The sequence below is a fragment of the Streptomyces gottesmaniae genome (assembly GCF_031845845.1).
Taxonomy (GTDB): Bacteria; Actinomycetota; Actinomycetes; order Streptomycetales; family Streptomycetaceae; genus Streptomyces; species Streptomyces akebiae.
Genome location: NZ_JAVRFJ010000013.1, coordinates 187,150 through 208,490, shown reverse-complemented (window position 1 = coordinate 208,490; position 21,341 = coordinate 187,150). Strand labels below are relative to the sequence as shown.

Genomic DNA, 21,341 nt, shown 5'->3' with positions numbered 1-21,341 from the left:
ACTTCACTCACTGCTTCTGTCACTGCTTCTGTCACTTCGGGTTCCGCTCCGTCCACGCGACGAGCCCCCGAAGGGCCCGGAACCAGGTCTCGGCGAGATCCTGGACCGTGTCGCGCGGCAGCAGTCCTTCCAGATACGACCAGTGCGCGGCCAGCACCGGCCCGTCCGCCCGGTCCTCGGTCACCACGTTGATCTCCAGCGCGTGACCCTCCCGCATCGAGCCCTCCGACCCGATGTCCGCCGCGTCCTCCTCCGGCGCGTACGACCAGTCCGTCTCCTCCGGGATGCCGAACCGGCCCAGGTAGTTGAACTCGACACGCGGCGGCTCGTAGGCCGCCAGCACCTCGCGGGTCCGGGGGTTGAGGTGCCGCAGCATCCCGTATCCGACGCCGTTCGCGGGCAGTGCCGCCAGGTGCTCCCGCACCCGGCGCACGGCCTCGGCCGCCGCCGGGCCCCCGGCGAAGGCCTCGTCGGGGTCGCCCGGACCCGCGTCGAGCCGGACCGGGTAGACGCTGGTGAACCAGCCGACCGTACGCGACAGATCGACGCCGTCGCCGCCCAACTCCTCCTCGCGGCCGTGTCCTTCGAGGTCGACGAGGACCGAGGTCTCCGTACCTCCGTCCCGGCGCCGCCGGTCCGCGAAGGCGAGCGCGAGCCCGGCGAGCAGGACGTCGTTGACGGCGGCGCCGAACGCGGCCGGCACCGCGGACAGCAGGGGGCCGGTGTGCTCGGCGGGCAGCCGGAGGACGACCTCGCGCCGGGTGGCGCTGGTGTCGCGGTCGGGATCGCGGTCCCGCGAGAGCGGCAGGGAGGCCGCGCCGTCGGCGAGAACCGCCTCCCACACGGGCAGTTCGGCCTCCCGCTCCGGCTGCTGGGCCAGCTCCGTGAGCAGCCTCGACCAGCGGGCGAACGACGTCTCGACGGGCAGCAGCCCGACGGGCCGTCCGGCGGACACGTCCTGCCAGGCCGCGGCGAGGTCCGGCAGCAGCACCCGCCACGACACACCGTCCACGACGAGGTGGTGGCCCATCAGCAGCAGCCGCCCGGGGGCGTCGCCAGCGTCGAACCACACGGCCCGGACCATGACTCCGGCGTCCGGGTCGAGCGACCCCCGCGCCGCGACGGCGCGTTCCCGCACGGCCTCGCCGAGCGCGGCCGCGTCCAGGCCGGAGACGTCGACCCGCTCGATCCAGTCGGCCGGGTCCACCGTGCCGACGGGCGGCACGTGCAGCGACCACTGATCGGTGTCCTCGACGGAGGGCCGGACCAGGGTGGCACGCAGCAGGTCGTGACGGTCGGCGAGCGCCCGCAGCACGGCGGTCAGACCCGGCAGGTCCAGGGCCGCCGGCGTGCGGACCAGCGCCGCCTGGTGGTAGGAGGCGAAGGCGCCGCCCAGTTCGCGCAGCCAGTGCATGACCGGGGTGAGCGGCACGGTGCCGGTGCCGTCGTCCGCCGGGCGCGGCGCCGAGACGTCGGCCGCCTCGGCGACCGTGCCCAGCGCGGCGACCGTACGGTGCCGGAACACCAGCCTCGGGCTGATCCGCAGGCCCGCCGCACGGGCCCGCCCCACGAGCTGCATGGCGACGATGCTGTCACCGCCGAGGGCGAAGAAGTCGTCGTCCACACCGACCCGTTCGAGTCCCAGCACCTCCGCGAAGACCGTGCACAGCAACTCCTCCACGGGGGTCGCGGGCGCCCGTCCCGAGGACAGGGCGGAGAAGTCCGGCGCCGGGAGGGCCGACCGGTCCAGCTTGCCGTTGGCCAGCTGCGGGAAACGCGACAGCGTGACCACGGCCGCCGGGACCATGTGGTCGGGGAGCCGGCCGGCGACATGGGCGCGCAGCGCCGCCCGGTCGGGCGAGGCGTCCGGGACCGGCACCACGTAGGCCACGAGCAGCTTGCGCGGACCGTCCTGGTGCACCGTCACCAGGGCCTGACCCACCTCCGGGTGGGTCGTGAGCGCCGCCTCGATCTCGGCGGGCTCGATGCGGAAACCGCGGATCTTGACCTGGTCGTCGGCGCGGCCGAGGTAGTCGATCCGCCCGTCGGTGGTCCAGCGGGCCAGGTCGCCCGTGCGGTACAGCCGTGATCCGGCGGGACCGAACGGATCGGCCACGAACCGCTCCGCCGTCAGACCGGGACTGCCCAGATAACCGCGGGCGAGACCCCCGCCCGCGAGGTACAGCTCACCGGGGACGCCGGGAGGCACCGGCCGCAGCCGGTCGTCGAGGACGTACGCGCGGGTGCCGGCCACCGGCCGCCCCACGAGGGGCCGTTCGCTGTCGCGGACGCGCCCCACGAGGGAGTCCACGGTCGACTCGGTCGGTCCGTACAGGTTGAACGCCTCGGTGCCGGGCAGTTCGGACAGCCGCTTCCACAGGGCGACGGGGACGGCCTCGCCGCCCACGCCGACGACCGCGAGCGGGCAGTCGCCGCCCTGCAGCAGCCCACTGTCGGCCATCTGCGCGAAGAACGACGGCGTGACCTCCAGGAAGTCGAAGCGGTGCCGGAGCACGGCCTCGGTGACCAGCTCCGGGTCGCGCCGGACCTCCTCCGACAGCACATGGACGCAGTGCCCGTCCAGCAGCCACAGCTGCGGCTGCCAGGACGCGTCGAAGAAGAACGACCAGGCGTGCCCGACCCGCAGGTGCCGCCGCCCGGCCGCCTCGATCGCGGGCCCGTACAGCGTCTCCCGGTGGCTGTGGAAGAGGTTGCCGAGCGTCTCGTGCGTGATCACGACGCCCTTGGGGCGGCCGGTGGAGCCCGAGGTGTAGATGACGTACGCCGGGTTGCGGGGCGTCAGCGGGGCCCGACGGTCGGCGTCGGTGAGGTCGGCCGGGTCCTGGGCCGATATCCGGTCCCGGGTGCCGGGGTCGTCCAGCGGCAGGGCGGTGATGCCGGACGGCAGCGTGGCGGCGTACTCCCGGGTCGTCAGGGTGAGGACCGGTCCGGCGTCGGCGAGGACGTCGGCCGTGCGCTCCGCCGGGGCGTCCGGGTCGAGCGGCAGATACGCGGCGCCCGCCTTGTGCACGGCGAGGACGGCCGTGAGGAAGTGCGCGGTGCGCGGCAGCGCCAGCGCGACGAACCTCTCGGGCCCGGCGCCCGCCTGCACGAGCAGCCGCGCCAACCGGTTGGCGTCCGCGTTGAGTTCGGCGAAGGTCAGCTCGACACCGTCGGAGGCGGCGGCGGGCAGGTCGCCGTGCCGGTGCGCCCGCTCCTCGAAGAGCGCGGGCACCGTGGTGGGTCCGCCGGCGACCGGACGGCTGTGCCAGCCGCCGAGCAGCCGGGCCCGCTCGTCCGGGGCGAGGATGTCGATGCGGCCCAGCGGGGTCTCCGGATCGGCGGTCACGGCCCGCAGGACGCGCAGCAGCCGGTCCGCGAAGGACCGGGCGGTCGCCGGGTCGAACAGGTCGGCGCTGTACTCCAGGACGCCGTCCACGCCGGTGCCGTCGCCGCGCTCGACGAAGTCGAAGGACAGGTCGAACTTGGCGGTCGTCTGCGTCACGTCGTCCCGGTGGGCGTCCAGACCGGGCAGCCCCGTGTCGTCGCCGTCGGAGGCGAGGTACACCACCATCACCTGGAACAGCGGGTGACGGGCCAGGGAACGGGCCGGGTTGAGCACCTCCACCAGCCGCTCGAAGGGCACGTCCTGGTGGTCGAACGCGGCGAGGTCGGTCTCCCGGACGCGGCCGAGCAGCTCCCGGAACGTCGGGTCCCCGGAGGTGTCGGTGCGCAGCACCAGCGTGTTGAGGAAGAACCCGACCAGTTCGTCCAGCCCGGCGTCGGTGCGACCGGAGATCGGGCTGCCGATGGGGATGTCGTCGCCCGCGCCGAGCCGGGAGAGAAGCGTGGCCACGGCCGCCTGGAGCACCATGAACACACTGACCCCGTTGTCGCGGGCCAACCCGTTCAGGGCGTCGGCGAGTGCGGCGTCCAGCGACAGGTCGGCGGAGCCGCCCCGGTAGGTCGCCTCCAGCGGGCGGGCCCGGTCCACGGGCAGCGCCAGCTCCTCGGGCAGCCCGGCCAGCGCCCGCTTCCAGTACGCGAGCTGGCGTGCCGCGAGGCTGCCCTCGTCCTTCTCGTCGCCGAGGACCTCCCGCTGCCACAGCGTGTAGTCGGCGTACTGGACGGGCAACGGCTCCCATGCGGGCGCGCGTCCCGCCGCACGGGCGGTGTAGGCGAGCGCGAGATCCCGGTTCAGCGGCCCCTCCGACCACTCGTCCCCGGCGATGTGGTGCAGGAGCAGCAGGACCGTCCACTGCTCCTCACCCGTGCGGAACACATGCACCCGCAGCGGGATCTCACGGTCCAGCGCGAAGCCGTAGGCCCCGGCCTCCGCCAGCAGCTCGGGCAGCAGCTCGTCGTCCGTGTCGACGACCTCGAACGGGACCCGGACCTCGTCGGGCGCCAGGACCAGCTGGTGGGCCCGGCCCTCGTCGTCGGGGAAGACCGTGCGCAGCGTCTCGTGCCGGACGACCAGATCGCGCACGGCCGCCCGCAGCGCCTCGACGTCGAGCGCTCCCGTCAGCCGCCAGGCCGAGGGGATGTTGTACGTCGCGCTGGGACCCTCCACCTGGTACAGGACCCACAGCCGCTGCTGGGCGGAGGACAGCGGCAGCCGCTCGGGACGCGGCCGCACGCCGAGCGGCGGCCGGGCCGCGGCGTCGGCCGGGGAACCCTCCGCCAGCCGCCGCGCGAGCCGGGCCACCGTCGGCGCGTCGAACACCGTGCGCAGCGACACCTCCGACCCGAACGCGGCCCGGACCCCGGCGACCAGCCGCATGGCCAGCAGCGAGTGGCCGCCCAGGGCGAAGAAGTCGTCGTCGACGCCGACCCGGTCCACGCCCAGCACCTCGGCGAACAGACCGCGGAGGATCTCCTCGCGCGGGCCCCCCGCCCGCCCGCCGGCTCCGCTGCCCGCCGCGAAGTCGGGCGCGGGAAGCGCCCGGCGGTCCAGCTTGCCGTTGGACGTCAGCGGCAGCGCGTCGAGGACGACGACGGCCGCGGGCACCATGTGGTCCGGCAGGGCGGCGGCGCTGTGGGCCCGCAGGACCGCCGGATCGGCGGCGCGCCCGGAGGCGGGGACGACATACGCCACGAGCCGCTGGTCGTGGGGGACGACGACCGCGTGGGCGACGGACTCGTGGCGGGCGAGCACCGCCTCGATCTCGCCGGGCTCGACGCGCACGCCACGGATCTTGACCTGGTGGTCGGTGCGGCCGAGGAAGTCGAGCGTGCCGTCCGGCCGCCAGCGGGCCAGGTCGCCCGTCCGGTACATCCGCGCGCCCGGCCCGCCGTACGGGTCCGCGACGAACCGCTCGGCCGTGAGCCCGGGGCGGTCGAGGTAGCCACGGGCGAGCTGGACGCCCGCCAGGTAGAGCTCTCCCGCCACACCGGGCGGCACCGGCCGCAGCGCCGCGTCGAGGACGTAGGTCCGGGTGTTCCACACGGGACGCCCGATCACCACCCGGTCGGCGCCCGGTGCCACCTGTCCGGCCGTGACGTCGACCGAGGCCTCCGTCGGCCCGTACAGGTTGTGCAGCTCCGCCGACAGCACCTCGTGGAAGCGCGTCGCCACCGACGACGGCAGGGCCTCACCGCTGCACATCACCCGGCGCAGACCCGTGCACCGCGCGGCGGCCGGCTCCTCCAGGAACACCTGGAGCATCGACGGCACGAAGTGCGTGGTCGTGACGGCCTGTTCACGGATCACCCGGGCCAGATACGCCGGGTCCCGGTGGCCCTCCGGCCGGGCGACCACCAGCGCGGCGCCGGTGATCAGCGGCCAGAAGAACTCCCACACCGAGACGTCGAAGCCGGACGGGGTCTTCTGCAGCACCCGGTCGTCGGGTCCGAGCCCGTACGCGTCCTGCATCCACAGCAGCCGGTTGACGATGCCCTCCTGCGGCACGACGACCCCCTTGGGGCGGCCGGTCGACCCGGAGGTGTAGATCACGTAGGCCGGGCTCGCCGGGTCGTACGCGGTGGGAAGCTCCCCCTCCGGTCCTTCCGGCAGCGCGTCCTCGACGACGCACACCGGCCGGGCCTCCTCCAGCATGAGCGCCAGCCGCTCCCGTGGCTGACCGGCCTCCAGGGGCAGATAGGCGCCCCCGGCCCGGTGCACCGCCAGCAGGGCGACCACCAGATCCACCGAACGCGGCAGCGCCACCGCCACCGTGCGCTCCGGACCCACGCCCATCCCGGCGAGGATCCGTGCGGTGCGCTCGACCCGCGCGTCCAACTCCGCGTACGTCAGGCGCTGGTCCTCATGGACCAGGGCGAGCGCGTCCGGGGTCCGCGCCACCTGCGCCCGGAACAGCTCCGGCAGGGTGGTCGCGGGCACGTCGCGTGCCGTGTCGTTCCACCGGACGAGCACCGATTCCCGCTCGGCCTCCTCCAGCACCTCCAGGTCCCGGACAGGCGTGTCGGGCGCGTCGGCGACCTGCTCCAGCAGCCGGGCCAGCCGCCCGGCCGTGCGCCGGGCCATCTCGTCGTCGAACAGGTCGAGCGCGTACTCCAGCAGCAGGGTGAGACGGTCCTGTCCCACCTCGTCCACGAAGGTGAAGTGCAGATCGAACTTGGCCATGCCGGTGTCCATGTCGAACCACTCGGTCGCCATGCCCAGCACGTCCGGGTCGCCGTCGGGCCGGTAGTGGTAGCCGAGCATGACCTGGAACAGCGGGTTGCGACCGGCGACCCGAGGCGGGTTCACGGCCTCCACCACATGATCGAAGGGCAGGTCCTGATGCTCGAACGCCTGGAGGGCGGACTCCCGGACCCGCCCCAGGAGCCGGGTGAACGTCAGGTCCGACGGGCCGCTCTGCGGGCCCGACAGATCGGTGCGCAGCACCAGCGTGTTCACGAAGAAGCCGACCAGGTCGTCGAGGGCGTCGTCCGTACGCCCCGCGATGGGTGCCCCGAGCGGAATGTCGTCACCGGCGCCCAGCCGGTGCAACAGCGCCGCCGTGGCCGCCTGGAACACCATGAACATACTGGTGTTCGTGGCGGCGGACAGCTCACGCAGGGCCCGGCCGGTGGCGGGGGGCAGCTCCAGACGCACCTTGCCGCCCCGCCCGGTGGGCGCGTCCGGCCGCGGCCGGTCCTGGGGCAGTGACAGCTCCTCGGGCAGGTCACGCAACGCCTCGGTCCAGTGGGCGAGTTGCGCCGCACCGACCTGCCCGAGCAGCGCGTCCTGCCACAGGGTGTAGTCGGCGTACTGCACCGGAAGCGGCGCCCATCGCGGAGCACGGCCCTCGACGCGGGCCCGGTAGGCGGTGGTGAGATCGGCGAGGAACGGACGGTCCGACCACTCGTCGGTGGTGATGTGGTGCAGGACCAGCGCCACCACGTGGTCGGCGGGGCCGAGGCGCAACACCTCGGCGCGGACGGGGAGTTCGACGCTCAGGTCGAACGGCCGACGCTGCGCCGCCTCGATCCGGTCGGCCAGGTCGCCCTCGGTGACCTCGATCACCCGGAACCCGGGCTCGGCCGCGCCCGGCGCCACGATCCACTGGTAGGGCTCGCCGTCCTCCTCCAGGAAACGCGTGCGCAGCGCCTCGTGGCGGGCCGTCACGTCGAGCAGCGCGGCCCGCAGCGCGTCGAGGTCCAGCTCGCCGCGCAACCGGAAGACCAGGGGGAAGTTGTAGGCCACTCCGCCGCCGGTGAGCCGCTCCACCAGCCACAGCCGCCGCTGCGCCGCCGACAGCGGGACGCGCGCGGGGCGCTCCGGGATGGTCCGCAGAGCGGGCCGCGCGGGACGTCCGGCACCCGCCCGCAGCGCCAGAGCCTCCGGAGTGGGCTCCTCGAAGAGGTCGCGGATGGCCAGCTCGGCGCCCAGCTCGGTGCGGGCGCGGCTGATCAGCCGGGTCGCGAGCAGTGAGTGGCCGCCCAGGTCGAAGAAGTTGTCCTCGGCGCCGGTGCGGGGCAGCCCCAGCACCTCGGCGAAGAGCCGGCACAGCACCTCCTCGACGGGGGTGCGCGGGCCGCGCCCGGCCGACAGGGCGACCGCGGGCTCGGCGTCGGGCAGGGCGCGCACGTCCAGCTTGCCGTTGTCGTTCATCGGCAGCCCGGGCAGCACCACGAAGGCGGCGGGCACCATGTAGCCGGGCAGCCGCTGTCCGAGGTCGTCGCGGAGGCGCCGGACGAGCGCGGTGTGGCCGCGCCCGGCCGCCGGGGTGTTGGCGAACGGAGCGGTGGCGTCGCGGTCGGCGCGCGGCCGGTACAGACCGGTCGTGCGGGAGGTGTCGGTGCCGGGCACGAACACGGCCTCGTAGGAGCCGGGTTCGGCGGACCAGGTGGTGAGGAGCCGGTAGCCGTGTGCCTCGGCGGCCTCCCGTAGGTCCTCCGGTTCGACCCCCGTCGCGGGGACGGGAGCGGGACGGCCGGTGTCCAGGGCGCGCAGCCCGGCGAGGTCGCCGGCCGTGCGGGCGTCCGGGACGCCCCGCACGCGGAGCGGTCCGGTGCCGTCGAGCCGGGTGAGGAGCGCGTCGCGTCCCGACCAGTCGACGGCCGGGACGTCGTCCAGCGCGAGGCCGGGGTCCCCCTCGTAGAGCACCACGTCGTACCGGTAGCGGGTCAGCTCGTTGTGGTGGCGGCCCGCCTTGGTGCGCAGGTCGACGCCGACACCGAGGGTGGTGAACCAGTCCGGGTCGACGAGGAGTTCCTTCTCCAGCGCCAGGCCCCGCTCCACGGCCCGGCGCAGGGCGTCGGGCTCGGTGTCCGCGTCGGCGCGGGCGGCCTGGATGCCGGACTGGAACACCCGGGCCTGGCGCAGGTCGCGGACGTCACCGACGAACAGGGCACCGCCGGGCGCGAGCAGGCCCAGCGCGCCCCGGATCACCTGGTGGAGGTGGTCCAGGCTCGGGAAGTACTGGACGACGGAGTTGATGACGACCGTGTCGAAGTAGCCGGTGGGCAGACCGTCGGTCACCTCGGCCGCCTGGCAGCGCAGTTCGACCTTGCCCGCCAGCACCGGGTCGTTGCCGACGCCCTCGGTGAGCTTGCGGATCACGGGCGCGGCGAAGTCGGTCGCCCAGTACGCCTCCGCGTCCGGAGCGAGCTTCGACAGCAGCAGGCCCGAGCCGACGCCGATCTCCAGGATCCGGCGGGGCCGCAGCTCGCGGATGCGCTCCACGGTCGCCTCGCGCCACTCCCGCATGTGCTCCACGGGGATCGGCGTGCCGTCGTAGGAGCTGTCCCAGCCCGCGAAGTCCTCGGTGAACAGGGCGGTGCCGATCTCGGTGTACTCGGCGGAGTAGATCTCCTGCCACTCACCGATCTGCTCCCGCTCGGCCGAGTCCCTCGCGTCCTGGTCGAGTTCGGCGGGCACCACGTAGCCCACGAGGCGCTTCGTGCCGGGCGCCGAGGTGTCGTCGCGGGCGATCACGGCGGCCTGGGACACCTCGGGGTGCTGGGCGAGTGCCGTCTCGATCTCGCCCAGCTCGACCCGGTAGCCCCGGATCTTGACCTGGTCGTCGGTACGGCCGAGGAAGTCCAGGTTGCCGTCGGCACGCCGTCGCACCAGGTCGCCGGTGCGGTACATGCGCTCGCCCGGCTGCCCGAACGGGTCCGCCACGAACCGCTCGGCGGTCAGGCCCGGCCGGTCGAGGTAGCCGCGCGCCAGCCCGACGCCGGCGATGTACAGCTCGCCCGCCACACCGTCCGGCACCGGACGCATCCACGGGTCGAGGATGCGGGCCCGGGTGGCACGGATCGGCCTGCCCACGGTCGGCGTCGCGCTGTCCTCCGTACCCCCGCCGAGCGTGTTGATCGTGTACTCGGTCGGGCCGTACAGGTTGTAGCCGTACGTGCCCTCGGTGTCCCGCAGCGTGTTCCACACCGTCTCGGTGACCGCCTCGCCGCCGAGCAGCACCAGCGGTGGCCGGTGCCCCTCCAACAGGCCCTCCTCGATGAGGAGATGGGCGTACGTCGGGGTCACGTTGACGACGTCGACACGGTGCTCCTCGCAGTACGCGACCAGCGCGGTCGCGTCCCGCCTGAGCTCCTCGTCGCAGATGTGCACCTCATGCCCCTCGACGAGCCACAGCAGCTCCTCCCAGGACATGTCGAACGCGAACGACACGGTGTGCGCGATCCGCAGCCGCCGCCCGCCCGCCGACGCGATCGCCGGGGCGAAGATCTCCTTCTGGTGGTTGAGCTGCATGTTCGTCAGACCGAGGTACGGGGTGACGACACCCTTGGGGCGGCCCGTGGAGCCCGAGGTGTAGATGACGTACGCCGGGTGGTCCAGGCTGAAGGACACCGATACCGGCCCGGCCGGGAAGGCCGCCAGTTCGGCCGTCACCGACGGGTCGTCGAGCAGAACGCGCGGGGTGTCGCCCGTCAGCGTCCGCGACACGGCCTCCGTGGACAGCAGGAGCAGCGGGCGCGCGTCCGCCAGCATCAGCGAGAGCCGGTCGGCGGGGTGGTCCAGCTCCAGCGGCAGATACGCCGACCCCGTGCGCAGCACCGCGAACAGCGCCACCACCATGTCGATCGAGCGCGGCAGGCCGAGCGCGATCACCTTCTCGGGTCCGGCACCCCGCGCGATCAGCAGCCGGGCCATCCGGTCGCAGCGCGCGTCGAGTTCGGCGTACGTCAGGGTCTGCGCGCCGAAGACCAGGGCGGTCGCGTCCGGGGTGCGGGCGGCCTGCGCGGCCAGCATGTCCGCGACCGTCTCGTGCGGCACCGGCTGCCGCTGGGCGGCCTCCTCGCGGGCGAGCGCGTCGGCCTCGGCCGGCAGCAGGGCGTCCAGCGAGCCGACCGGGGCGCTCGGGTCGGCCACCAGCCGGTCGACCAGCAGCACGAAACGGTCCAACAGGCGCCGCGCGTAGGTGGCGTCCAGCAGGTCGGGCCGGTACGCCAGGGTCGCCCGCACCCGCTCGCCGGGCGTCACCACCAGGTTCGCCGGATAGTGCGTGGCGTCCACGTTGGCCACGGCCGTCGCGCCGTGCCGTTCGCGCAACTCGGCGAGCCGCTCCTCCGTGTCGGCGTTGCGCAACACGAACAGCGTGTCGAACAGCCGCCGGTGACCCGTCTCGGCCTGGAGGACACCGAGCCCCAGGTACTCGTACGGCATGACCTCCAGCCGCTCGCCCTGGACGCGGCGCAGCAGGTCGAGGACCGGCTCGCGCGGGTCGAAGGCGATGCGCGCCGGCACGGTGTTGAGGAACATGCCGATGACGTTCTCGACGTCCGGGACCTCGCTGGGCCGCCCGGCGACCGTCGTACCGAAGGCGATGTCGCCGCGGCCGGTCGCGCCGGCCAGGACCAGGCCCCAGGCGGCGTTGAGCACGGTGTTGAGCGTCAGACCGTGGGTGCGGGCGGTGTCGCGCAGCCGCTCCGCGACCGCCGTGTCCAGCACGGCCTCCAGCTGCGCCGGGATCACCGGTTCCCGCCCCCGGTCGGAGGCGGTCGGCACCAGCAGCGTCGGTTCCTCGAAACCGGACAGGGCCGCCCGCCACGCACGGGTCGCCTCGGTGTCGTCCTGCCGTTCCAGCCAGGTCAGGTAGTCGCGGTACGAGCCGGGGCGGTCCAGGCCCGCCGGGTCGCCCCCGCTCTCGTACAGGGCGAACAGCTGGTCCAGGAACAGCCAGGCCGACCAGCCGTCCCACAGGATCAGATGACGGCCGACGATCAGCCGGTCGCCGCGCTCCGCGCCGAGCCGCACGAGCAGCATCCGGAAGAGCAGCGGGCGGGTGAGGTCGAACCGCTGCGCCCTCGACTCCTCCAGCAACTCCCGCATCCGGAGGTCCTGTTCGGCAGCCGGCAGCCCCGCCAGATCCACTTCCCGCAGGGGGATGTCGGCGTCGCGCACGATGAACTGCACCGGCTGGCGCAGCCCTTCACTGGTGAATCCGGCACGCAGGCTGGGGTTGCGGCCCAGCAGCGTACGCACGGCCTCCGACAGCCGCTCGGCGTCGACGCGTTCGGCGAAGTCGAAGGACTCGTGGACCGTGTAGACGTCCAGGGAGCTGTCGTCGAAGGTCGAGTGGAAGAACAGACCCTCCTGGAGCGGGGCGAGGGGCCACACGTCCTCGATCCGGCCCGGTGCGAGCCGTTCGACCCGCTCCCGCTCCTCCTCGGTCAGAGCGAACGCGGAGGCGACAGGGCTGCCCGCGGTGGCCGGCTCGTCGAGGGCCGCCGCCGCCGCGAGCGCCGCCGGGGTGCGGTGTTCGAACACCTCGCGCGGGCCGATCACCAGACCCGCGCGGCGGGCGCGGCTGGAGACGGCGATCGAGCTGATGCTGTCACCGCCGAGCAGGAAGAAGTCGTCGTCGACGCCGACCTCGTCGAGCTTCAGCACCGCCGCGAAGATCTCGACGAGCACCTGTTCCCGGGGGCTGCCCGGGGCCCGGGTGACGGTGCCGCGCACGGCCTGCGGGGCGGGCAGCGCGGCTCGGTCCAGCTTGCCGCTCGGGGTGAGCGGCAGGGCGTCGAGGACGACCCAGGCGCTCGGGACCATGGGCGAGGGGAGGGACCCGGTCAGGGCCTCGCGGAGGTCGCCCACGGGCGCGCCGCCGACGGGCACGACGTACGCGACCAGCGCGTCGTCCCGTACCGTCACGGCGGCCTGCGCCACCTCCGGCAGCCGCGCCAGCGCGGCCTCGATCTCGCCGAGCTCGATCCGGTTGCCGCGCAGCTTGACCTGCCGGTCCGTGCGGCCCAGGTACTCGATCACCCCGTCCGCGCGCCGCCGGACCAGGTCACCGGTGCGGTACATCCGGCTGCCGGGAGGCCCGTACGGGTCGGCGGTGAACCGCTCGGCGGTCAGGGCAGGTCGGGCGTGGTAGCCGCGGGCGAGCTGGACGCCGGTCAGGTACAGCTCGCCGGGCACACCGTCCGGGACGGGCCGCAGACAGGTGTCGAGCACGCGCAGGCCCGTGTTCCACACGGGGCGCCCGATGGGCACGGACGCGCCGGCCTGCTCCTCGTCGGGGGCGTACGGGTGGTACGTGACGTCGACGGCCGCCTCGGTCGGGCCGTACAGGTTGTGCAGCGGCACGCCCGTCAGGGCGTGCCAGCGGCTCGCGGCGCCGACCGGGAGCGCCTCGCCGCTGCTCAGCACGCGGCGCAGCGAAGCCGACCAGGTGGGGTCGCCGGTGACCTCGTCGTGCTGGAGGAAGGCCTCCAGCATCGACGGCACGAAGTGCATGGTCGTGACGGACTGGGCACGCACGAGTTCCGCCAGGTAGGCGGGGTCGCGGTGGCCGTCCGGCCGGGCGAGCACCACGGTCGCGCCTTCGAGCAGCGGCCAGAAGAACTCCCAGACGGACACGTCGAAGCTGGACGGCGTCTTCTGCAGCACCCGGTCGTCGGGACCGAGTCCGTACTCGCCCTGCGTCCACGCCAGTCGGTTCACGATGGCCCGGTGCGTGACGACGACACCCTTGGGCAGACCGGTCGAGCCGGAGGTGTAGATCAGGTAGGCGGTGTCGTCGGGGCGCGCGGGGCCGGGCGCGGGGCCGGTGGCACCGGTCGACGCGGCGTCGACGGCGTCCAGCAGCAGTACGGAGGGAACGTTCCCCCCGGCGGACCCGTTCAGTGCGGGCAGTCGGTCGGCCGTCGCGGCGAGCGTGACCACCGTGGTGGCGCCGGAGTCGGTCAGCATGTGGGCCACCCGGTCGGCCGGGTAGTCGAGGTCCACCGGCAGATAGGCGGCGCCCGACTTCAGGACGCCGAGCAGCGCCACCATCAGCTCCGCCGAGCGCGGCACGGCGACCGCCACGAACGTCCCCGGGCCCGCGCCCAGGCCGCGCAGCCGTACGGCCAACTCCTCCGCTCGGGCGTCCAGTTCGGCATAGCTCAGCCGTTCGTCCTCGAAGACGACGGCCGTCGCGTCCGGCGTCCGGGCGACCTGCGCGGCGAACCCTTGTGCCAGGGTGGACTCCGGTACGACGCGCTCCTCGCCGGTGGGGCGGGCGCGCAGGGCCTCGTCGGGGGAGAGCAGGTCGACGGAGGCGGCCGCACCCTCCGGTGCCTGGGCGATGGCCTCCAGGACGCGGACCAGCCGGTCGCCGAGGGCGCGGACGGTGTCGCCGTCGAGGCGCTCCGCGTGGTGCTTGAGCCGCAGGTCGAGCCGCCGGCCGGGCTTGACGACGAGGGCGAGCGGATAGTGCACGGCGTCGTGGAAGGCGTCGCCGGTGACGCGTACGGTCCCCGAGGCGTCCCGCAGGTCCGCCTCGGCGGGGTAGTTCTCGAACACCACGAGGGTGTCGAAGAGTTCGCCGGAGCCCGCGTGCCCGGTGAGCCGCTGGATCTCCGCGAGGCCCAGGTGCTGGTGGTCCAGCAGTCGGGCCTGTTCCTCCTGGAGGCGGACGAGCAGCTCCCCGAGCGACTCCCGGGGTGCCCAACGGAAGCGTGTCGGGAGGGTGTTGATGAACAGGCCCACCATGGAGGCGATGCCGTCGACCTCGCCGTCGCGCCCGGAGACCGTGGTACCGAACACCACGTCGTCCCGGCCGGTGAGCCGGCCCAGCAGCAGGCCCCAGGCGCCCTGCACCACGGTGCCGAGGGTGACACCGTGGTCACGGGCCCGCTCGGCGAGCCGCGCGGTGGTCCGCTCGGACAGCTCCACCCGGACGTGCTCCGGGCGTACGGGAGCCCCGTCGGCCGGGGCGCCGACCAGCTGCGTCGGCTCGTCCAGGCCGGCGAGCGCGTCGCGCCAGACCTCGCGTGCCGTGTCACGGTCCTGCTCGGCGAGGCGGCGCAGGAAGCCGCGGTAGGGGGCGACCTCGGGCAGCGCGGGGTCGTCGGTGCCGTAGTACGCCATCAGTTCGCGGTGCAGCACCGGCAACGACCAGCCGTCCGCGACGATGTGATGGAACGTCAGGACCAGTCGGCTGCGCTCCTCGCCGAGCCGCACCAGGGCGCAGCGCAGCAGCGGCGGAGCGGCCAGGTCGAAACCCCGGGCCCGCTCGTCCGCGGCGACGGCGTCACCCAGTGTCTCGCGGACCTCGCCGTCCTGCGACGACAGGTCGACCTCCCGCCAGGGCAGCTCGGCGTCCCGCGTGATGATCTGCACGGGGGTGCCGTCCGGGCGCTGACGGAACGCGGCCCGCAGCGGCGCGTGCCGGTCCAGCAGGCACTGCGCGGCGCGGCGCAGCGCTGCGGCGTCGACCGGTCCGGCGAGGTCCAGGACCTGCTGGACGACATAGGTGTCCCCGTCGGCGCCGCCGGTGAGGGAGTGGAAGAAGAAGCCCTGCTGGAGCGGGGTGAGCGGAAGCAGTTCGGCGACGGGCAGCGGGCGCGTGCCCTGGATCTCGGCGAGTTCGGCCGCGTCGATGTCGATCAGCGGCTCGTCGGCGGTGTGTTCGGCGACCCGCTCGACGGCGGCCTGCGCCAGTGCCTCGACCGTGCGGTGGCGGAAGACATCACGAGTGGTGAGCCTGAGACCCGACTCCCGGGCTCGGATGAGGAGTTGGATGGCGCTGATGCTGTCGCCGCCGAGCGCGAGGAAGTCGTCCTCGGCCGTCACCGCGTCCAGGCCGAGCACCTCGGCGTACAGCGAACACAGCAGCTTCTCGCGGGGGGTGCGCGGTGCCCTTCCGGAGCTCATCGTGGCGTAGTCCGGGGCGGGCAGCGCTCGCCCGTCGATCTTTCCGCTGGGGGTGACCGGCAGGGCGTGCAGCGGGACGAACGCCGAGGGGACCATGTACTCGGGCAGCCACTCGGCGGCGTGCCCGCGCAGGGTCCGCATCAGCGCGCTCACGTCGCGGAAGGGCGCGGGCCGGTTGGCGCGCGGATGGACGTGGGCCGTCCGGTACAGGGGGCCGAAGGGCCCGTCGAGGACGAGCACGGCGTCGAACGCGCCGTCGTCCGCGTTGCCGTTCCAGGTGAGCGCCGCCCGATAGCCGTGCTCCGCCGCCAGCGCGTGCAGATCCTCGGGGTCGGCCCCGTCGGCCGCCTGCCGACTGCTGTCCTCCAGCCGCCGCAGATCCGCCAGGTCGTCCGCGAGGCGCGCGTTGGGCACACCGGTGATCCGGAGCCCCTCCGGGCGCCCGGCCAGCAGCCCGGCCACTCCGCCGAGACCGCCGACCGCCGACCAGTCGGCCTCCGGCAGCTCCCGGGCGGCCACCGGAGCCCCCGGACGCAGCACGACGTCGTACCGGTACCGGCTCAGCTCGTTGTGGTGCGCGGCCCGCTTGAGCCGGATGTCCGCGTCGAAGCCGTCGAGGGCGGCGAAGAAGTCCGGGTCGAGCAGGAGTTCGCCCTCCCAGCGCACCGACCGCTCGACGGCCGCCCGCAGCGCGCTCTTGTCGCCCTCGTCACCGCCGGTGGCCCGCCGGGTCTCCACGGCCGCGCGCAGGGTCCGCAGCAGGCGCAGATTGCGGACGTCACCGACGAAGATCCGGCCACCGGGGGCGAGCAGCCCCGCCACCTGACGGAGTACGTCGGCGAGGTACTCACCGCCGGGGAAGTACTGGGCGACGGAGTTGATGACGACGGTGTCGAAGTACCCCTCGGGCAGGCCCTCGACGTCATGGGCGGGCATGGCCCGCAACTCGACCTTCGCGGACAGCTCCGGATCGGTGTCGACCTGCGCGCGCAGCGCCGCGACGGCCTGCGCCGAGAGATCGGTGCCCCAGTAGGCCTCGCAGTCGGGCGCGATCCCGGACAGGATCAGGCCGCTGCCGACGCCGATCTCCAGCACCCTGCGGACCGGGCCGAGTTCACGGATCCGGTCGACGGTCGCCGTCCGCCATTCGCGCATCTCCTCGACGGGGATCGGCGTGCCGTCGTACATGCTGTTCCAGCCCGCGAAGTTCTCGCGGAGGCCGGAGCCGTCGGTGTCCGCTCCGCCCGAGTCCTCGGAACCGGCCGCCCCGTAGAGGAGTTCGTGCAGCTCCTTCCACTCCTCGACCCGCGCGTCCGCGTCCGCGTCACGCGGTGCGTCGAGGGCCGGGACGACATAGGCGGCGAGGCGGCGGTCACCCGGCCGGTCCTCGCGCACGGCGACCGTGACCTGATCGACGGCCGGATGGCCGCGTAGCACCGACTCGATCTCGCCCGGTTCGATACGGAACCCGCGGATCTTGACCTGCGCGTCGGCGCGCCCCAGGAACTCCAGCCGGCCGTCGGCCCGCCAGCGCACCAGGTCACCGGTGCGGTAGAGCCGCTCGCCGGGCTCCCCGAACGGGTCGGCGACGAACCGCTCGGCGGTCAGGTCCGGCCGTCCGAGATAGCCCCGCGCCAGACCCGCGCCCCCCAGGTACAGCTCGCCGGTGACGCCGGCGGGCACCGGCCGCAGGAACGCGTCCAGGACGTACGCCCGGGTCCCCGGGTCGGGCACACCGATCGGGACGATCGCCCCGGCCGGGATGTCCGGATCGCACAGCCCGAGCGTGGAGTTGGTGGTGGCCTCGGTCGGGCCGTAGGCGTTGAACATCATCCGCCCGCGCGCGTACCGCCCCACCAGCTCCGGCGAGACCCGCTCGGTGCCCGCCAACAGCGTCGCGGCGGGCGGGAGATGGACGTCGTCGGGCAGGGCGGCGAGCAGCGCGGGCGGCAGGATCATGAAGGTGATGCCGTGCGCGTTCGCGTAGTCGGCGAGCGGTGCTCCGGGCACCCGGCGCTCCGCCGGCACGACGACGAGCCGGCCGCCGGACAGCAGCCCGAGGCACAGGTCCCAGAAGGCGACGTCGAAGCTCGGCGAGGCGAACTGCAGCACCCGGCTGTGCGGACCGATGCCGAACCGCTCGCTCTGGGTGGCCACCAGCTTCGCCACACCGCCGTGGGCGAGGACGACGCCCTTGGGGCGGCCGGTCGAACCCGAGGTGTAGATCACATAGGCGGCGTTGAGAACGGTGAGGGGCGCCCCGCGGTCCGCCTCGGTGGGGTCGTGGACCGGCCGCTGCGCCAACTCGGCGGCCGTGGCGGGCGCGTCCAGCTCCAGGAGGGTCATCCCCCGCGCCGGTTCGGGGAGGTCGCGCGCTGTCTCGCCGGTGGTCACCATGCAGACGGGCCGTGCGTCGCCCAGCATGTACGCGATGCGGTCCGCCGGGTAGTCGTGGTCGATCGGCAGATAGGCGGCGCCCGACTTCAGGACGGCCACCTCGGCCACGATCAGCTCGGTGGACCGCGGCAGCGCCAGGGCGACGATCCGCTCGGGCCCGGCACCCCGCGCGATCAGCGCGTGCGCCAGGCGGTTGGCGCGTTCGTCCAACTCGGCGTAGGTGAGTTCCTCGTCCTCGAAGACCAGCGCCACGGCCTCGGGGCGCTGTCGCACCTGCTCGGCGAACATCGCCGGCCAGGTGTCCGCCGGCACCGCGTGCGCGGTGTCGTTCCAGTCGCGGACGACCTGCCCGTACTCCTCCGGGGACATCAGATCCAACCGGGTCACGGCCGTCCCGGGCCGGGCCACGGCGTCGGCGAGCAGTGTGCGGTAGTGGCCGAGCAGCCGCTCGATCGTCGTGCCGTCGAAGAGGGCGGGGGAGTACGACACCCGTGCCGAGTCCCCGTCCGTCTCCAGCAACACGTCGACCGGGGCGGGGAGTTCACCGGCCGGCCGGGAGGCCGTGGCGAACGCCGTGTTGAAGAACAGTCCGCCGCCCCGCGTCGGCCGGGGCCGCAGCTCCTCGACCAGGAGGCCGACCGGCACCCGGTGGGTCTGCGCCTCCTCCCACGCCTGCGTCACCCGCCGCACCAACTCGGCGAACGTCGGCTCGTGTTCGACGGACACCCGCAGCGGGAGCCCGTCATGGCCGACGGTTAGGTCCGTCGCCCCGGTGTAGCGGTGCAACAGCGCGAAGAACGCCGCGAGTCGGACGGCCTCGGGGGCGTCCGGCACGTCCGACAGCACCCGCGAGTCCCGCTCGGGAAGCGGCTGTGGCGGATGCGGCCGGTCGGCGGGCAGCGCGATCTCGAGCGGGAGCGGTGTCAACAACCGCCGCCAATGGGACAGAACTTCCTCGGAACCGCACACAGCCGCGAGCCTCCCCAGCGGGTCGGGGTCCCGGACCTGGGGCCGGGGTCGCCGACATACTAAGGTAAGGGTTACCTAATTCACAGGGCGCTCATGGAAGAGGTACCCGCCGGGACGGGACGGCATTCGACGGAAGACCTACAGTTCACCCCGTGCTCGCCCTACAGTTAAGGCAAGCCTCATCAAAGAAAGTTGAAGACGTGGGGACCTCGACGGTCCGGGCGGCGAAAGGCCCCCGCGCGGTACTGCTGCTGACGCTCTCGGGCGTCCTCCTGCTCACGCTGAGCGCCCTGTCGATGGCGTTCGGCGCCCTGGGCGTCCCCCTGGACCAGGTGTGGCACACCCTGCTCGGCGACGCCCCCAGCACCCGCATCGACAATGTCATCTGGTCCGTGCGCCTGCCACGCACCGCCCTCGGCCTCGCCACCGGCGCCGCCCTCGGCCTGTCGGGCGCGCTGATGCAGGCGCTGACCCGCAATCCGCTGGCCGACCCCGGCATCCTCGGGGTGAGCGCGGGCGCCGCCTTCGCCGTGGTCCTGTCGGTCGGGGTACTGGGCATCGGATCGGTGTACGGGTACATCTGGTTCGCCTTCGGCGGCGCGTTCGCCGCCAGCGTCCTGGTGTACCTGCTCGGCGGACTGGGCCGATCCGGCTCCACACCGGTCAAACTGGCGCTGGCCGGTGTGGCGGTGACCTCCCTGCTGTTCTCGCTGACCAGCGCCATCGCGCTGACCGACCCCGACGCGCTCAACCGCTACCGCTTCTGGAGCGCCGGCTCCCTCGCCAACCAGGACGAGGCCGTTCTGATCCGCGTCCTGCCGTTCCTCGCCGTCGGCGCGGTCCTCGCCCTCGCCTGCGCCCCCGCCCTCAACAGCCTCGCGCTCGGCGACGACGTCGCGAAGTCGCTCGGGCTCAAGCTCGGCCTGGTCCGCGTCCAGGGCGTCGTCGCCGTCACCCTGCTCACCGGGGGAGCGGTCGCCGTCATCGGGCCCGTGGTCTTCGTGGGCCTGGTCGTCCCCCACATCGCCCGGGTCCTCGCCCAACTGGCCGGGATCGGCCCGGACCACCGCTGGCTGCTCCCGCTGTCGGCCGTCCTCGCCCCCTGCCTCCTGCTGACCGCCGACATCGCCGGCCGCCTGCTCGCCCGCCCGGCCGAGATCCAGGCCGGCGTCCTCGTCGCCTTCGTCGGCGGCCCCTTCTTCATCGCGCTGGTCCGCCGTCGACGCCTCGCGGAGCTGTGAACCATGACCTCACGAGCGGGCGTACGCGGGCCCGTGAGAACCGAATCCGTGGAGCTGTGAGCCGATGACCACCGAACTCGCGCCCGTGCCACCCCCGAAGGGCGCCCGGAACCCCACGCCCGAGCGGCGCACGGCCGGCCGCGTCGCCTTCCGGCTGCCCGCCCCGCCCGTCTCCGGCGTCGTTCGGCCCCGGCTGCTGGCGGTCTGTCTGCTGCTCGCGGCCGCCGCGTTCCTGGCGTTCACGGTGGAGACCTCCGTCGGGGACATCGCCCTCCCGCTCGGCGACGTGATGAAAGCCCTGGTGGGCACGGGCGACCCCGGCACCGAACTGATCGTCCACGAACTGCGGCTGCCGCGGGCCCTGGCCGGACTGCTCGTCGGCATCGCCTTCGGCGTCTCGGGAGCCCTCCTCCAGACGGTGACGCTGAACCCGCTGGCCAGCCCCGACATGATCGGCATCACCCAGGGCGCCGGCACCGCGGTCGTCGCCGGGATCGTCCTCGGCTGGGACCAGGGCATGGGCACCCAGGCCCTGGGCCTGCTCGGCGCGACGGTCACCGGCCTGCTGGTCTACGCGCTGGCCTGGAAACGCGGCACCACCGGCTACCGCATCGTCCTCGTCGGCATCGGCGTGGCCTGGATCTGCACCAGCCTCACCGACTACCTCATGGCCCGCGGCCAGCGCTTCCAGGCCCAGGCCGCCCTCGGCTGGCTCGTCGGCAACCTCAACGGCCGTACCTGGGAACAGATCGGCCCGCTCGCCCTCACCATGGCCGTGCTCGTGCCGCCGGCCGTCCTGCTCGGCCGGCAGATCCGTGTCATGCAACTCGGGGACGACGTCGCGAAGGGCCTCGGCACCCGGGTGCAGACCGTCCGGGTGGCCGTCCTGCTCATCGCCGTCGGCCTCGTGGCCTTCGGCACGGCCACCGCCGGACCCATCGCCTTCGTGGCGCTCGCCGCGCCCCAGGTCGCCCAGCGCCTGGCCGGCACCCCGTTCCCACCGCCCGTCGCCGCCGGGCTCACCGGCGCCGTGATGGTCCTCGTGTCGGACCTCGCCGCCCGCAAGCTCGTCCCGGACACGGAGCTTCCGGTCGGGGTCGTCACCGGGGTGCTCGGCGCCCCCGTACTGCTGTGGCTGCTCATCCGCGCCAACCGCGCCGGTTCAGGAGGCTGAAGAC

General features: G+C 73.8%; 3 protein-coding genes. 2 read left to right on the top strand and 1 reads right to left on the bottom strand.

The genetic code is table 11. The features are described 5' to 3' along the window. Positions 1-31: 31 nt before the first annotated feature. Positions 32-18,922: a non-ribosomal peptide synthetase gene (locus RM704_RS17270; RefSeq protein WP_033526178.1), complete on the bottom strand. Its 18,891-nt coding sequence runs from the start codon at positions 18,920-18,922 to the stop codon at positions 32-34. A gap of 200 nt (positions 18,923-19,122) precedes the next feature. Between RM704_RS17270 and RM704_RS17265 the strand changes: the two genes are divergently transcribed. Together RM704_RS17265 and RM704_RS17260 are read left to right on the top strand one after the other, a co-directional pair. Beyond that, positions 19,123-20,163, top strand: a complete 1,041-nt coding sequence (locus tag RM704_RS17265; protein WP_033526177.1) for a FecCD family ABC transporter permease — start codon at positions 19,123-19,125, stop codon at positions 20,161-20,163. 64 nt (positions 20,164-20,227) lie between these two features. Next, positions 20,228-21,337 (top strand): FecCD family ABC transporter permease, encoded by a 1,110-nt coding sequence (locus RM704_RS17260; protein ID WP_033526176.1) that lies wholly within the window; start codon positions 20,228-20,230, stop codon positions 21,335-21,337. The last annotated feature ends 4 nt before the right edge of the window (positions 21,338-21,341 follow it).